Source organism: Kocuria sp. CH-021 (assembly GCF_049716185.1).
GTDB classification, from domain to species: Bacteria; Actinomycetota; Actinomycetes; order Actinomycetales; family Micrococcaceae; genus Kocuria; species Kocuria cellulosilytica.
This window is the reverse complement of the sequence record NZ_JBNAFK010000004.1, coordinates 105,177-120,788: the sequence shown is the minus strand read 5'-3', so window position 1 is coordinate 120,788 and position 15,612 is coordinate 105,177. Positions and strand designations below refer to the sequence as shown.

Below are 15,612 nucleotides of genomic sequence, written 5' to 3'. Positions count from 1 at the left end.
ACGTCCCCCGTCGTGGTGGGCGTCCTCACCGGGGCGGCCCGTCGTCGCGGACTCAGTGCTCGTCCGGTGTCGACGGCCCGCTTCGGTGAGCGGCCTGGCGCAGCGCCGTTAGGGTCGTGTGGATCAGCCGCGCCCGGGTGGGGTGGGTGCGGGTGTGCGCGACGATGCGCCGGTGGACGGCCGGGTCCACCAGCGGCCTCGCCGTGAGGTTCGCCGGCAGCCCGGTGAGCGCGATCCGGGGCAGCACCGTGATGCCCAGCCCGGCCGCGGCGAGACCGGTCGCTGCGTGGTGGTCGTCGAGACGGGCGACGTAGTGCGGGGTGTAGCCGGCGGCGTGACAGGCGCGGGTGATGATGCGCCCGGTGGGGCCGTCGTGGATGTCGTGGTCGATCCAGGGCTCGTCACGCAGCTGGGCCATGGTCACCGCGGGATGTGCGGCCAGGGGATGGCCGACCGGCAGCACCACGCAGAAGTCCTCCTCGTGCAGGGCATGGCGATGGTATCCCTCCAGGTGGACGGGGGGCCCGTCGAGGGACTCGTTGCGCACGTCGATGTCAGGCGCCCGGCGGCCTCCGGTGGGATGCAGTTCGTTGATGCTGATCTCCACCACCACGTCCGGGGACCGGGCGCGCAGGGCGAGCACGACCTCGGGCATCCAGGCCTGGGCCACGGACGCGAAGCAGGCGACGGCGATCTGCTCGGCCCGGCCCTGCCGCAGATCCTCCACGGTGCGCTCGAGGCGTTCCAGGCTGTTGAGGGTGTCCGCGCTGGCCTCGCACAGGTGCCGGGCGGCCGGGGTGGCCTCGATGCCCCGGCCGTTCTTCTCGAACAGCACCAGCCCGGTCTGCCGGGCCAGGGCGCGGAGGTGCTGGCTGACCGTGGCCGGGGCCAGATGGAGGTTCCGGGCGGCGGCGTGGATCGAACCGGCGGCGATGACCGCGCGCAGGATGGCGAGCCGGTGCGGATCGAGCATGCCTCGATCGTACGCTTTCACCTGTCAATGACGCAGAAATCATTGCTGGTTCCGAAGGCTGATGCGGTGGCACGGTAGAGACTGCGGAGCACTGACCGACAAGGAGTTGCCGTGGACACCTCGAGCTATCTGGCCCTGCTGGGAGTGGCTGTGGTCCTGGCCATCACGCCGGGACCCGACACCGTCCTGACCCTGGGCCACGCCCTGCGCGAGCGGCGGGCCGGGATGCTGGCCGCGGCCGGTTCCGCGCTGGGGGTCTTCGCCTGGGCCGGGCTGGTGGCGGTGGGCGTGGCCGCCTTCCTGGACGACTCCCCGGCCGCCTTCCAGGCGCTGCGGGTTCTCGGGGGCGTCTACTTGTTCTTCCTGGGCTACCGAGCGCTCGTCCCCCACGCTCCCGCCCCGGCCACCGCGGTGCCGACGGCCGTCGGCGTCGCACGGACCGCGGAGTCGGCCGTCGGCGTCGCACGGACCGCGGGGTCGGCCGTCACCGCTGCCCCGGTCCGCCCGGAGCCGTCCCGGCGGAGGGCGCGATCGGCTTTCGCGGCAGGGCTGGTGTGCTGTCTGACCAATCCGAAGACCGGGCTGTTCTTCCTGGCCCTGCTGCCCCAGTTCACCCCGCCCGGAGCCGGGGCGCTGTTCGTCGTGGTGGTGATGGGCGGGACGGTGGCGGCAGCCATCGGGATCTACCTGTTCCTCGTGGCCCTGGTCGCCCACACCGCCGGCACCTGGCTCGACCGTCCCGCCGTGAACCGCAGGATCGAGCTCACCTCCGGAGCGGTCTTCGTGGGGCTGGGACTGATGACCACCGTCCCCGTGCTCACCTCCTGGCTCTGATCGGCCCCGGCCGCGCAGGGACGCCGGCGCCCCGGGGCACGAGGAGGTTGACCTGCCACCGTCCGGACTGGATCATCGGCTACGAACGGGGTGCCGGACACCCCGTGGCACGGCCCGGTTCTCATCCCCCGTCGGTCCCGGGGCGACAGAGAGGCATCCCATGGACGTGATCGACCTGGCCCACATCGCCCCGGGGACGATCGAGCTTGTCGGCGGCAAGGCCCTCGGCCTCGGGGCCCTCCTGTCCGCGGGCGAGCGGGTGCCGGACGGGTTCTGCCTGACCACCGAGGCCCACCGCTCCGGAGCCGTCCCCGAGCAGGCGGTCCTGAGGGCCTACGAACGTCTCGGGGGTGGCCCCGTCGCCGTCCGCTCCAGCGCTGCGGCCGAGGACCTGCCGGACGCCAGCTTCGCCGGCCAGCACGACACCGTCCTCGACGTCGAGGGCGGGGCCGCGCTGCTCGAGGCGATCCGGCAGTGCTGGGCTTCCGTGGACAGCGAGCGCGCCGTCGCCTACCGGGCCGAGCGGGGGCTGGAGGCCGACGACCCGGCGATGGCTGTCGTCGTGCAGCGCATGATCGTCCCGACGGCCGCCGGGGTGATGTTCACGGCCAATCCGCTGACCGGCACCCGCACGGAGACCGTCGTCGACGCGGTCCCGGGGCTCGGCACCGGCGTCGTGGACGGCACCGTGGACACCGACCACTACGTCCTGCCCGGGCACGGCCCGCTCCCCGGGCAGCAGCATCACGGCTGCCTGTCCCCCGGTCAGCTCCGCGAGCTCCAGCAGGCCGGGCAGCGGGTGCAGCGCGCCCTCGGCGGCCCGCAGGACGTCGAGTTCGCCTACGACGCCGAGGGCGCGCTCTGGCTGCTGCAGTCCCGGGCCATCACCACGCTCTTCCCGCTCCCGCCCGGGACCGACCCGGTGCAGGGCGACCCGCGCGTCTACCTTGAGATCGGCCACATGCAGGGGCTGCGGCGTCCGGTCACCCCCATGGGCGTGTCCGTGCTGCGGGAGACGACCCGCCGTTGGCTGCAGATCATCGGCGTCGACGACACCGTGGCCGATCAGTACCTCGTCGACATCGGTGGCCGGCTGTTCACCGACCTCACCGGCTTCGTCCGCAGCCCGCGCCTGCACTCCCGGGTTCCGGAGATGCTGCAGGTCTACGGTCCGGCCGTGGCGCGGGGGATGCGGCGCGTCCTGGAGGACCCCCGCTACGCGCCCCGTCCCGCTCCCCCCGGTCGGCGCGCGCGCTCCGCCGGTGCGATCGCGCGGCTGCTCCTGACCGTCGTGCCGGCCTCGTTGCTCGGCGCGCTGCGGGCCCTGGCACGGCCCGCGGCCGCCCGCGAGCGCGCGTTCCAGGAACTCGAGCAGGTCCGCCGGCAGCCCCGGACCGAGCCGGCGGACACGGCGAGCCGGATCCGTTGCGCCGCCGGTCTGCAGGACGCGGCGATGACCGGACCGATGATGCGATCCCTGCCACCGCTGTGGGCAGCGCTCATCGCCCAGGGTGTGGCCGGCGGGCTGCTGCGCGACGTCCTGCGGCCCGGTGAGCTGAACGCGACCCTGCGCGGCATGCCCCACAACGTCACCACCCAGATGGACCTGAAGCTCTGGTCCGTGGCCGTCGCCGCGCGTCCGCACCGCGATCTCCTGGTCGGCACCGCCCCGGACGAGCTCGCCGCGCGCTTCTCGCGCGGCGAGCTGCCCGAGTTCGGCCTGACGGCCTTCCTGGAGGAGTACGGGATCCGCGGCAGCGCCGAGATCGACGTCGGCTCCCCCCGGTGGGCCGACGACTCCACCCCCGTGTTCGCGGCCCTGGCCGGGTACCTGCAGGTGACCGACCCGGACCAGGCCCCGCCGGCCCGGTTCGCCCGCGCCGCCGTCGAGGCCGAGGCCGCCGTGGCAGAGCTCGTCGACCGCGCGCGGCGCACCCGGCCGCTGCGGGCCCGCCTCGCCGGCACCATGCTGCGCCGCAGCCGGGAGCTGGCCGGCCTGCGCGAGCTGCCCAAGTTCCTGTGGCTGACCCCGCTGGCCGAGGTGCGCCGGCAGCTGCTCACCGCGGGGGCCGAGCTCACCGGGCGCGGCCTGCTGGAGCAGCCGGAGGACATCCTGTTCCTGACCCTGGACGAGGCTCTCGACGCCTCGCACGGCACGGACCTGCGCCCGGTGGTGACCGGCCGGCGTGCGGAGCACCACCGCGAGGCCCGACGGCGGCAGGTCCCGGGCCTGCTGCTGTCCGACGGCACGAATCCCCAGGCCCTGCCGGACGGCACCGCGGCCGAGCACGGGCCGGACGTGCTGGTCGGCCAGCCGGCGGCCACCGGGGTCGCGACCGGGCCGGTGCGCATCGTCCACCATCCGTCCGAGGCGAGGCTGCGGCCCGGTGACATCCTCGTCGCCCCCACCACCGATCCGGGCTGGACCCCGCTGTTCCTGACCTCCGGCGGGCTCGTCACGGAGACCGGCTCCACGATCGCCCACGGCCCGACGGTGGCCCGCGAGTACGGCATCCCGGCCGTCATCTGCGTGCCCGACGCCACCACCCGGCTGACCGAGGGCCAGGTGGTCACCATCGACGGCGCCACGGGGCTGATCCACCTGCACGAGACGGACGGCGAGGCGCAGCGCCCGGGGGTCGCGGGCGCTCGGGAACATCGGGCCGGTGAGCCGGGTCGGACCGCACCAGGAGAATAGGCGCATGTCAGAACGATTCGCCTGGGTGTCCGACCTCGAGCGGGGCGAGTGGCTGCGCCCGATGGAAGCTGAGCCTCCGGAGAGCATCCTGTCGGTGGTTCCGCGCGGCTTCGGGGCGTACGCGCGCGTGCTCCATCCGGTCGAGCGCGACCGTCCGCGGAGGACGAGGACCTGGCAGGGCCTCGACGAGACGACGTACTTCGAGGGTGTCGACGACATCGAGGCCTCGCTCGAGACGGAGCGCGCCACGTGGGCGCAGGCCGCGGCGTCGTTCGGCACGACCATGCACGCCCAGGCGCAGTACGCACGGCTCGTGCGGCGTGACGACGGCGAAGTCGACGGGGTGATCGCCGCCGACGGCTGGCGGTACGGCGACACGTCCGAGGGCTGTCTCGACGCCGTGTCGCTGGCCGCGGCCTCCGCGGTGCTGGCCCGTCACACCACGACCCCGGACGCCGGCGTCGCCGCGATCTGGGAGGGCTGGGGCGGCCTGCTGAGCTCGGCAGGGGTTGCGCACTTCGTGCCCGAGTCGAGCGGGAGGCGGCCCGCCCGGCACGCCGACGAGGACACCGACGAGGACACCGACGAGGACACCGACGAGGACACCGGGCGCGGCGCCGCCCCGTCGCTCCGCGACCGGCTCGCTGCGGCCGGGCGGGCGGGGCTCGCCGGAGCGCAGGCGGTGCTGACGGCTCGTTCCGGGGCTGCCCGCAACGGCCCGGAACCGGGCTCCGGACTGCTCTCCCGGGAGATCGCCACCGGGCCGCGGTTCGAGCTGCACGGGGACACCGGGCGGCGCTACGTCCTGTTCGAGGCGGGTGCCGCCGATTTCGCGGATGCCGCGTGGCCTGCCCGCGCGCCCTGGGTCGACGACGCCGTGTGGGCGCACTCGCCCAGCATCCTGTGGCCGGACGACCACGCCTGGGTGCTCGCCACGGAGATCGACTTCGACTCCACGCTCGTGGCCGGCACCACGGCGCTCGTGCGCGAGCTCATGGAGACCCCGGGGCTCGAGGTGCTGCCCCTTCGCACCGACGCCGACCTCACCCGGGACGGCGACCTGCTCGATCGCCCCGAGTGACATCGAGGGTGGGCACCGCGGTGGACGGCACGCACTTCCCCGGCCGTTCTGCCGAGACGTCGTCGACGTCCGCGTCGCGTGGCCGACCGGCGCGGCGTGGAATCACCACCGTCACACGGGGCGGCTAGTCTTGAGCGCACCCGTCCGCCCACCACGACAGAAGCCGGCCCTTGGACAACCCACTCCTGCGCCCCAGCGACCTCCCCTACGAGCTGCCCGACTTCGGGCGGATCAAGGAGGAGCACTTCCTGCCGGCCTTCGAGGCCGCGATGGCCCAGGACCTCGAGTGCGTGCAGGCGATCCTGGCGGACCCGGACCCGCCCACCTTCGCGAACACCGTCGAGGCCCTCGAACGCGGCGGTCTGCCCCTGGACCGCGTCGAGTCGGTCTTCTTCACCCTGACGGCCGCCCACAACACCGAGGGCGTCCAGCGGATCTACCAGGAGCTCGCGCCGCGGCTGTCGGAGCACAAGGCGGACTTCACCCTCAACAAGGCGCTCTACGCCCGGGTGCGCCGGGTCGACCGCGAGGGCCTGGAGCCGTGGCAGCTGCGCGTGCTGGACGAGTACGTCTCCTGGTTCGCGAACTCGGGCGCCGAGCTCAGCCTGGACGACCAGCAGCGGCTCCGGGCGATCAACGACGAGCTCTCGGAGCTGAGCATCCGCTACGGCAACGACCTCATCCGGGAGGTCAACGCCTCGGCCGTGGTCGTCGACGACCCCGCGGAGCTGGACGGGCTGTCCGCCGCCGACATCGAGGCGGCAGCCTCCGCGGCCGCCGAGAACGGCATGCCGGGACGCTACCTCCTCACGCCCTCGCTGTTCACCGTCCAGCCGGTGCTGTCGGTGCTCACGGACCGCGCGCTGCGCCGGCGGATCCACCTCGCCGCCGTGCACCGCGGCACCGGCGAGCACGGCGGTGCGGGCTCGCAGAGCCGCACGGACCTGCTGCCCGTGGCCGCGCGGATCGCCCGGCTGCGCTCGGAGCAGGCCCGGCTGCTGGGCTACCCCAGCCACGCCGACCAGGTCCTGGCCGGGAGCACGGCGCCGTCCCTGGAGGCGGTGCACGACATGCTGGAGCGGGTCACCGGCCCGGCCGTGCGCAACGCGCTCGAGGAGCGGGCCGAGCTCGAGGAGCTGGCCGGCCACCCGATCGAGGCGTGGGACTGGCCGTTCTGGGCGGAGCGGCTGCGCCTGGAGCGCTACCACGTGGACGCCGCGGCCCTGCGGGAGTACTTCGAGCTGGAGTCCGTGCTGGAGCACGGCATCTTCCGCACCGCGCGGGAGCTCTACGGGCTGGTCTTCACCGAGCGCCCCGACCTGCACGGCTACCTGCCCCAGGTCCGGGTGTGGGAGGTCACCGACGAGCAGGGCCGCGGCGTGGGCCTGTTCCTGGGCGACTGGTTCACGCGCCCCACCAAGCAGGGCGGGGCCTGGATGGGCTCGCTCGTGCACCAGAACCGGCTGACCGGCCAGCGCCCCGTCGTCGTCAACAACGCCAACTTCACGCGGCCGCCCGCGGGCAGGCCCAAGCTGCTGACCCTGGACGAGGTCGTGACGGTCTTCCACGAGTTCGGCCACGCCCTGCACGGGCTGCTGTCCGACGTGCACCTGCCCTCGTTCTCCGGGACGAAGGTGCCGCGGGACTTCGTGGAGTACCCCTCCCAGGTGCACGAGATGTGGGTGCTGCACCCGGACGTGCTCCGGCACTACGCCCGCCACCACCGCACGGGCGAGCCGATCCCCGAGCGGACCCTGACCGGGCTGCGGGAGGCCTCCGCCCACGGGCAGGGCTTCCGGACCGTGGCGTACCTCGCCTCGACCTGGCTCGACCTCGCCTGGCACGGGATCGAGGACCCGGCCGAGCCGGCGGACCCGCGGACCGTGGAGCGGGAGGCGCTCGTCCGCGCTGGGGTGGACGTGCCCGGCATCGACCCCCGCTACCGGACGGGGTACTTCAAGCACGTCTTCGCGGGCGGCTACTCCGCGGGCTACTGGTCCTACATCTGGTCCGAGATCCTCGACGCCGACACGGCGCAGTGGTTCACGGACCGCGGCGGGCCGACCCGGGAGAACGGCCGGCGCTTCGCCGCCGAGGTGCTCTCCCGGGGCAACGAGACCGCTCCGATGGAGTCCTTCGAGGCCCTGCTGGGCCGCCGCCCGCACCTCGGCGCGCTGCTGGAGCGGCGCGGGCTCCAGCAGCGCGAGGAGTTCGTCCACCGGCAGCGCGGGGCGCCCGCCCCGGACGCCCGCGGCTGAGCGGCACGGCTCCCGGACCGGCCGCAGGGGCCGGGCCCCGGCGTCGGGCCGCACGACCGGGCCGGAGGACCGGGACCCGGCCGTGCGGCCGGGCCGCACGGCCGGGCGGGCAGAGCACGCCGGAGAGCGCGGGCCGGGAAGCCCGGACCGTCGAGCTCAGTCCACGGGCCAGGCGTCGGCGATGTCCTGGCGGGTGTCCCCGAGGGTCTGCATGATCGCCTTGGTGCCCGCGAGGACGGGCATGAAGTTGGCGTCCCCGTTCCAGCGCGGCACCACGTGCTGGTGCAGGTGCCCCGAGAGGGAGCCGCCGGCCGCGGCCCCCAGGTTGATGCCCACGTTGAAGGCGTGCGGGGACGCGACGCCGCGGATCGTGGCGACCGCGGTGCGGGTCAGGTCCGTCAGCTCCCGCAGCTCCTCCGTCTCGAGCTCCGTCAGGTCCGCCACGTGCCGGTACGGGCAGACCATGAGGTGCCCGGGGTTGTAGGGGAACAGGTTGAGGATCACGAAGCAGTGCTCGCCGCGGTGGACGATCAGCGACTCCTCGTCCGCACGGAGCGGGCCGTTGCAGAACGGGCACCCGGGGTCCTCCCGCACGGACGGGTCCTCCCCGCGCACGTAGGCGAGCCGGTGCGGGGTCCACAGCCGCTGGAAGCTGTCGGGCACCCCCGGGATCTCGAACTCGTCCTGGCGGATCCAGTGGTGCGGGGGGCCTGCGTCCTGCGCCGTCCCGGTCACTGCCCCACCCCCGCCGTCTCCGCGGCGGCCAGGGGGTCCTGGGGCAGGGCGGCCGTCGGCTCCTGGTTCACGCGGCGCTGGACGTGCGCCACGATCCGCTCGACGGCCTCGCCGACCGGCACGCCGTTGTCCTGCGAGCCGTCGCGGAAGCGGAAGGACACGGCGTTCGCCTCGGCGTCCTCCCCGCCCGCGATGAGCACGAACGGCACCTTCTCCTTGGAGGCGGTGCGGATCTTCTTCGGGAACCGGTCCGAGCCCGCGTCCAGCTCCACGCGCACGCCGCGGGCCCGGAGGGTGTCCACCACGCCCTGCAGGTAGTCGTTGAAGGCCTCGGCCACCGGGATCGCCACGACCTGCACGGGGGCCAGCCACGCGGGGAACGCCCCGGCGTAGTGCTCCACGAGCACCCCCATGAACCGTTCCACGGACCCGAACAGGGCACGGTGGATCATCACGGGCCGCTGCCGGGTGCCGTCGGCGGCCTGGTACTCGAGGTCGAAGCGCTCCGGCAGGTTGAAGTCGAGCTGGATGGTGGACATCTGCCAGGTCCGCCCGATCGCGTCCTTGGCCTGCACCGAGATCTTCGGGCCGTAGAACGCGGCACCCCCGGCGTCCGGGACCAGGTCCAGCCCGGACTCGGCCGCGACCTCGGCGAGGGTGTTCGTGGCCTCCTCCCAGAGCTCGTCCGAGCCCACGAACTTCTCGGGGTCCTTGGTGGAGAGCTCGAGGTAGAAGTCGTCCAGCCCGTAGTCCTTCAGGAGGTCGAGCACGAAGGTGAGCGTGGTGGTCAGCTCCGCCTTCATCTGGTCCCGGGTGCAGTAGATGTGGGCGTCGTCCTGGGTCATGCCCCGAACCCGGGTCAGGCCGTGGACCACGCCGGACTTCTCGTACCGGTAGACCTGCCCGAACTCGAACAGGCGCAGCGGCAGCTCGCGGTAGGAGCGGCCGCGGGACCGGAAGATGAGGTTGTGCATCGGGCAGTTCATGGGCTTCAGGTAGTAGTCCTGGCCCTGCTTGGTGAGCTCACCGGTCCGCGGGTCCCGCTCCTCGTCCACGTGCATCGCGGGGAACATGCCCTCGCGGTACCAGTCGAGGTGGCCGGAGACCTCGTAGAGGTGCCCCTTGGTGATGTGCGGGGTGTAGACGAACTCGTAGCCGGCCTCCGTGTGCCGCTCCCGGGAGTAGTCCTCCATGGTCTTGCGGATGATCCCGCCCTTGGGGTGGAACACCGGCAGGCCGGAGCCGAGCTCGTCGGGGAAGGAGAACAGGTCCATCTCCGAGCCGAGCCGGCGGTGGTCGCGCCGCTCCGCCTCGGCGAGGCGGTCCTTGTAGGCCTTGAGGTCCTCCTTGGTCGGCCACGCCGTGCCGTAGATGCGCTGCAGCTGCTTGTTCTTCTCGGAGCCGCGCCAGTAGGCGGCGGCCGAGCGCGTGAGGGCGTAGCCGTTGCCGATCAGCTTGGTGTCCGGCAGGTGGGGGCCCCGGCACAGGTCCTTCCAGACCGTCTCCCCGGTCTTGCGGTCCACGTTGTCGTAGATCGTCAGCTCGCCGGCGCCGACCTCCACGGAGGCGCCCTCCGCGGCGGCGTCCACGTCCCCGCCGGAGCCGGGGCCCTGGGACAGGCCGATGAGCTCGAGCTTGTACGGCTCGTCCGCCATCTCGGCCCGCGCCTCCTCCTCGCTCACCGCACGGCGGCGGAAGGACTGGGTGGAGTTCACGATCCGCTGCATGCGCTTCTCGATGGCCTTGAGGTCCTCGGGCGTGAACGCCTGCTCGACGTCGAAGTCGAAGTAGAAGCCGTCGGTGATGTAGGGGCCGATGCCGAGCTTCGCGTCCTCGTGCAGCTGCTGCACGGCCTGGGCCATGACGTGGGCGGCGGAGTGGCGCAGCACCTCGAGGCCATCCGGCTCGGAGACCAGCACCCGCTGCACGTCGTCCCCGTCGGCCAGCTCGGTGGCGAGGTCCTTGAGCACCCCGTTGACCCGCGCCACCACCACGGAGCGGTCCTCGCGGTAGAGGTCCGCGGCGGAGGTCCCGGTCCCCACCGTCCGCTGCTCGCCGTCGACGGTGATCGTGAGGGGGGCGGACTCGGGCTGGTGCTCGGGCACGGTGGTCATGGGAAAGGTGCTCCTCGGGTCGGCATCGGCACGCACCGGTACGGGGGGCGCGTGGCAGCGGCGCCGCGGGCGGCGCGCACTGCATCGATGGTACCTGTCGGCCGGGGCGGGCCGCGGCGGGGCCGGTGGCGCCGGGCCCGCTCCGCTGCGCGGTCGTGCCCGCCGCGGGTCCGGCGGAAGAGCGCGTGCCCCGCACCCGGAACGAGGAGGGGCCCCCGTCCAGCCGGCACGACGACGGGGCCCCCGCCACGCGATCGGTGACGGGGGCCCCTGGGGGATCGGGTGCGATCAGATGCGGTCGCGGCGATCGTCGTCGGTGAGGCCGGTGCCGCGGTCGCGGTCGCGGTCGGTGAGGCCGGCGCCGCGCTCGGCGTCGTTCTCGACGTCGACCTGCTCCTTGCGGACGTCGGCGTCGACGCGCTCGGTGTCGCGGACGGTGTCCTTCTCGAGGCCGACCTTCTCGACGCCCACGGTCTCCTTGGCGACGACGGGGCGCTCCTCGTGGAGGCTCACCTCCACGTCCTCCTCGCCGATGGTGCCGGTGGTGGCCTCGTCGCCGTTCAGCGGGGTGCGCTCGACACGGACCTCCTCGCGCTCGAGGGGCACGTCCACGGTCTCGTGGTCGGTGACCACGTACTTGCGCAGACGGGCACGGCCGGTCTCGCGCTGCTCCTTGCCGACGTGCAGCTGCTCCTCGTGCCGGACCACGCCGTTGTCGGCACGGTCGGTGAGGTCGCGGTCGCGGTCGGTGAGATCGCGGTCACCGTCGGCGAGGCCCCGGTCCCGGTCGCGGTCGACATCGGCGATCCCGGCGGTGCTGTTGCGGTCGGTGGTGTCGCGGTCGACCTCGGCGTAGCCGGCGGTGTCGCCCGTGCCGGTCGCCGGGACGGCGTTGCGGTCGGTGTCCGCGGCGTAGCGGTCGTCGCGGTCGGCGACATCCGCGGTGCCCGCGGCACCTGCCACACCGGCGGTGCGGTCGCGGTCGGTGAGGTCACGATCGCGGTCACCGCCGTCGGCGCCGGAGTAGTTCATCTTGTAGTAGCGGTAGATCTCCTCCTCCTCGGCCGGGGAGAGGTGCTGGTCCGCGTCCACGTTCGGGGCGTCCTTGACGACGTCCTTGGTGTAGGGGAGGACGAGGCGGTCGCCGTCCTGCTGGGCGCCGTCGACCGGGACGAAGCTCTCCTTGGCGCCGAAAAGACCGGTGTTGACGGTCACGAAGGTGACCTCTTCGGTGTTGTCGTCCAGGAAGACCTGCTCGACCTTGCCGATCTTGTCGCCGTCCGAGCCGTAGGCGGTGGCCGAGAGCAGTGCGTTGACGTCGTACGTAGCCATGAGAACTCCTTCTCTATTCTGCGAGGCAACGGGCTCCCCTGGACGGGGGGCTCGCCACGGACGATCTCCGCCCGGGGGCGGGGTGCAGCTCGTCCGCTGTCATTAGTAACCATACTGGCAATCAGTGCCCTGGCCAATGGCTTCACCAAGAGTGAAACCCCTGGAACCCCGCGGTTCTCCGGCCCATCCTGTGCTCCTTCCCGGGAGGCCCGGCGGGGCGGCAGCGCGCACGGCCGCCGGTGTTCCCGGGTCGGCGAGGTCCCAGGCCTGCTCGGCGCTGAGGCTGATCCCCCGAGGCCCGGTGCGCCGCGTCCGCCCCCGCACCAGCAGCATCCGCGTGCCGAACAGGTGCTGCCCCGACCGGTCCTGGGCGTCGGCGAAGAAGGCGCAGTCCACCGTGCCCGTGCCGTCGTCGAGGCTGACGAAGACCACCCGCCGGCCGCTGCGCACAGGAGGGGTCATGGTGGAGACCCGCACCCCTGCCACGAGCACCTCGGAGCGGTTGCGCAGCTCCAGCAGCCGCTCCGCGGGCGTGACCCCGAGCTCGCGCAGCACGGGCGCCCAGCTCTCCAGCAGGTGCGCCGAGACGTCCACCGCGAGCAGGTCCAGCTCGGTGCGGACCTTCTCCGCCAGGGTGGGCTCGGGACGCTCCGCGGGCAGGGCGCGCAGCTCGAGGTCCTCGAGCGGAAGGGCCAGCTGCCCCTCGACCTCCCCGGCGGGCCGGGGCGGCCGGCCGCTGTCCGCCCGGGTCCGCAGGGCGTGCACGAGGTCGGCGCGGGAGGCGGCGCCGCCGGACCGGCGCAGCAGGCCGTCGAAGGCCCCGACGGCCGCGAGACGCTCGAGGGTGCGCCGGGCGGGACGGGCCCGCTGCCGCAGGTCGGCGAGCGAGGCGTAGGGCTGCCCGGCCACGATCCGGCGGACCTCGGCCCGGGAGACCCCGTGGATCCCGTTGAGGGCCAGGCGCACGCCCAGGCGGGCGGGGTCCTCCTCGAGCCGCTCCACGCGGTAGTGCTCGTCGGAGCGGTTGACGTCCACCGGCAGGACGGGGATGCCCATCCGCCGCGCCTCCCCCACCAGCAGGCGCTTGGGGTACATCCCGGGGTCGTGCTCCCACAGCCCCGCGAGGAAGGCCTCCGGGTGGTGGGCCTTCAGCCACGCGGACTGGTAGGTGGGCACGGCGAACGCCGCGCCGTGGGCCTTGCAGAAGCCGAACGAGCCGAACGCCACCAGGATCCCCCAGACCCGATCCACGACGTCGAGGGGGTAGTCCCGTGCGCGGGCCCGCTCCCGGAAGAACTCCTCCACCTCGAGCCGGCGCTCCGAGCCCAGCCGCCGGCGCAGCTCGTCGGCCCGGGCGAGACCGCACCCGGTGAAGGTGTCGAGGATGCGCAGGACCTGCTCGTGGAAGACGGTCACGCCGTGGGTCTCGGCGAGGATCGGGTCGAGGGCCGGGTGGATCGAGACGGGCTCGGACCAGCCGTGGCGGTGCTCCAGATAGGGACGGACCATGTCCGAGTGCATGGGCCCGGGACGGAACAGGGAGATGTCCACGATGAGGTCCCGGAAGCTCGTGGGCGCCATCTTGCCGATGAGCTCGCGCTGGCCCGGGGACTCGATCTGGAAGCAGCCCAGGGTGTGGGTCGAGCGGATGAGCTCGAACGTCCTCCCGTCGTCCACGGGGATCGCCTCGAGGTCCAGGCGGGGCCGGTCCGGATGAACACGGGCCACCTCGTCGACGGCGTGGGCGAGCGCCGACTGCATCCGCACGCCGAGGATGTCGAGCTTGAGCATGCCCATGGGGTCCATGTCGTGCTTGTCGAACTGGCTCATGGGCATTCCGGTCCCGCTCGGCTGCACCGGGGTGCGGTCCAGGAGGCTCAGGTCCCCCAGGATCACCCCGCACGGGTGCATGGAGATGTGCCGGGGCAGCCGGTCCAGGCGCTCGGTGAGGTCCACGAGGAGGTCGAGCTGCTTCTCCTGGGCCACCTGCTCGGCGAAGTCCCGCAGCTCCGGCCGGCGGGCGATGGTCTCCCGCAGCGCCGAGGCCGGCAGGTTCCACAGCTGCTTGGCGGCGCTGTCCACGGTCTCGGGGTCGATCCCGAGGGCCAGCCCGGCGTCCCGGACGGCGCCGCGGGCGCGGTAGGCGTTCTGCATGCTCATGAGGCTCACCCGCTCGGGGCCGAAGCGCTCGAAGATCCGCCGGTAGACGCGGTGGCGCTGGGCCGACTCGACGTCGATGTCGATGTCCGGGAGCGTCGAGCGGTCGGTGGAGAGGAAGCGCTCGAAGAGCAGCTCGTGCTCGAGCGGATCCACCGGGGAGACGTCGAGCAGGTGGTTGACGAGCGAGGACACCCCCGAGCCGCGGGCGGCGTGGCGGACGCCCATCTCCCCGATCATCGCGGAGACCTCGGCCACGGTGAGGAAGTAGGAGGCGAAGCCGAGGTCCTCGATCACCCTCAGCTCCCGCTCCAGCCGGTCCCGCACGGTCCGTGTGGCGCGGCGGCCCGGGTAGCGGCGCCCCAGGCCGGCCTCGCACCGGGCCCGCAGCTCCGCGGGCGCCGGCCGTTCCAGGCCCAGCACGGAGGCCTCCGGCACCACCGGACGCCCCCAGCCGCAGTCGGCGACCGGGTCCAGCCGGCACCGGTCGGCGACCCGCTGGGTGCCGGCCAGCAGGGCCGCGGCCCCGGCGGCGCCGAGGTCCGCGGCCCGGGCGATCTCCGCGGCGAGCGCGCGCATCCGCCGGGCGGACTTGAGCCAGCCCTGCCCGTTGGGCTGCAGCGGCTCCGGCGCCGCCGTCCGCCGGGACCCCCCGGCCCGCCCGGTGCCTCCTCCCCTGCCGCCGGGGACGAGGCCGGCCCGCGCCCCGAGGGTCTCGAGCGGGGTGAGGGCGCGAGCGGCGTCGAGGACGTCGGCGGTGGCGGCCTCGGCGGGGGTGGCGTAGCGCACCGCGTTGGTCAGCACGGGGGTCAGTCCTGCCTCGAGGGCGGCCCGCAGCATCCGGGCCGCGTGGGAGGTGCTGCACGCGGTGCCGGGGGCGGCCAGGTGCGAGACCACCTCCACGGCGAGCGCCGGCGCCGGGAGCAGGGACCGCCACCGCCCCAGGGCGGCGCGCCCGGTGCGGTAGCGGCGGGCCGCGAGCTCCTGCCCGACGTCGGAGGCGGGTCCGAGCAGCACGGTCAGGACCGGTCCCTCGTGCCGGGGCGGGACCGCGGCGGCCGCGATCTCGGCGGCGGTCGCCCCGGTCGGGCCCTCCGCGGCGTGGGCGGTGGAGACCAGCCGGCACAGGGCGGCGTAGCCCGCACCGGCGGTGTGGCCGGCCGCGAGGACCACCACGCGGCCGAGGACGCGCTCGCGGCCGGGGGCCAGCAGGGCGAGGTCGACCCCCAGGACCGGGTCGAGGCCGTGCTCCCGGCACGCACCGAGGTGCTTGATCGCCCCGTAGAGCCCGTCCCGGTCGGTGCAGGCGAGCACGTCCGCGCCGTCCGCCGCGGCGGCCGCCGCCAGGGCGGCGGGCCGGCTGACCCCGAAGTGGGCGCTGAAGGCGGTGGCGACGTGCAGGTGCGGAAAGCTCACACCCCCATTCGAAT

General features: G+C 73.8%; 9 protein-coding genes. 4 read left to right on the top strand and 5 right to left on the bottom strand.

Annotation, left to right across the window (positions count from 1 at the left end):
* Positions 1 to 52: 52 nt before the first annotated feature.
* Positions 53 to 973: a LysR family transcriptional regulator gene (locus ACPYN7_RS04280; protein WP_424346787.1), complete on the bottom strand. Its 921-nt coding sequence runs from the start codon at positions 971 to 973 to the stop codon at positions 53 to 55.
* A 111-nt stretch (positions 974 to 1,084) separates the two neighbouring features.
* Between ACPYN7_RS04280 and ACPYN7_RS04275 the strand changes: the two genes are divergently transcribed.
* The 4 genes from ACPYN7_RS04275 to ACPYN7_RS04260 all read left to right on the top strand — a co-directional run bounded on the left by ACPYN7_RS04275 (position 1,085) and on the right by ACPYN7_RS04260 (position 7,844).
* On the top strand, positions 1,085 to 1,807 hold the full coding sequence (locus ACPYN7_RS04275; protein ID WP_424346786.1) for a LysE family translocator: 723 nt from the start codon (positions 1,085 to 1,087) through the stop codon (positions 1,805 to 1,807).
* Between the two features lie 160 nt (positions 1,808 to 1,967).
* Positions 1,968 to 4,505: a PEP/pyruvate-binding domain-containing protein gene (locus ACPYN7_RS04270; RefSeq protein ID WP_424346785.1), complete on the top strand. Its 2,538-nt coding sequence runs from the start codon at positions 1,968 to 1,970 to the stop codon at positions 4,503 to 4,505.
* A gap of 4 nt (positions 4,506 to 4,509) precedes the next feature.
* Entirely contained in the window at positions 4,510 to 5,586 is a 1,077-nt protein-coding gene (locus ACPYN7_RS04265) for a hypothetical protein (RefSeq protein WP_424346784.1), read from the top strand.
* Positions 5,587 to 5,756: 170 nt separating this feature from the next.
* A complete protein-coding gene (locus ACPYN7_RS04260; RefSeq protein WP_424346783.1) occupies positions 5,757 to 7,844 on the top strand; it encodes a M3 family metallopeptidase in 2,088 nt (695 codons plus the stop codon).
* Between the two features lie 156 nt (positions 7,845 to 8,000).
* Here the strand turns inward: ACPYN7_RS04260 and ACPYN7_RS04255 are convergent, their stop codons facing one another.
* From ACPYN7_RS04255 to ACPYN7_RS04240, 4 genes are all read right to left on the bottom strand, one after another.
* On the bottom strand, positions 8,001 to 8,579 hold the full coding sequence (locus tag ACPYN7_RS04255; protein ID WP_424346782.1) for an HIT family protein: 579 nt from the start codon (positions 8,577 to 8,579) through the stop codon (positions 8,001 to 8,003).
* Complete coding sequence (gene thrS / locus ACPYN7_RS04250; RefSeq protein WP_424346781.1) at positions 8,576 to 10,693, bottom strand: threonine--tRNA ligase; 2,118 nt, start codon at positions 10,691 to 10,693, stop codon at positions 8,576 to 8,578. The genes ACPYN7_RS04255 and thrS overlap by 4 nt, the downstream gene beginning before the upstream one ends.
* A 288-nt stretch (positions 10,694 to 10,981) precedes the next feature.
* Positions 10,982 to 12,025, bottom strand: coding sequence for a PRC and DUF2382 domain-containing protein (locus ACPYN7_RS04245; protein ID WP_424346780.1), 1,044 nt, complete (start codon positions 12,023 to 12,025; stop codon positions 10,982 to 10,984).
* 102 nt (positions 12,026 to 12,127) lie between these two features.
* Entirely contained in the window at positions 12,128 to 15,598 is a 3,471-nt protein-coding gene (locus ACPYN7_RS04240; RefSeq protein ID WP_424346779.1) for a DNA polymerase III subunit alpha, read from the bottom strand.
* Positions 15,599 to 15,612 lie beyond the last annotated feature (14 nt).

Coding starts and splice junctions, on each gene's coding strand:
- ACPYN7_RS04280 (WP_424346787.1), bottom strand. CDS start 973: ATGCTCGATCCGCACCGGCTCGCCATCCTGCGCGCGGTCATCGCCGCC.
- ACPYN7_RS04270 (WP_424346785.1), top strand. CDS start 1,968: ATGGACGTGATCGACCTGGCCCACATCGCCCCGGGGACGATCGAGCTT.
- ACPYN7_RS04265 (WP_424346784.1), top strand. CDS start 4,510: ATGTCAGAACGATTCGCCTGGGTGTCCGACCTCGAGCGGGGCGAGTGG.
- thrS (WP_424346781.1), bottom strand. CDS start 10,693: ATGACCACCGTGCCCGAGCACCAGCCCGAGTCCGCCCCCCTCACGATC.
- ACPYN7_RS04245 (WP_424346780.1), bottom strand. CDS start 12,025: ATGGCTACGTACGACGTCAACGCACTGCTCTCGGCCACCGCCTACGGC.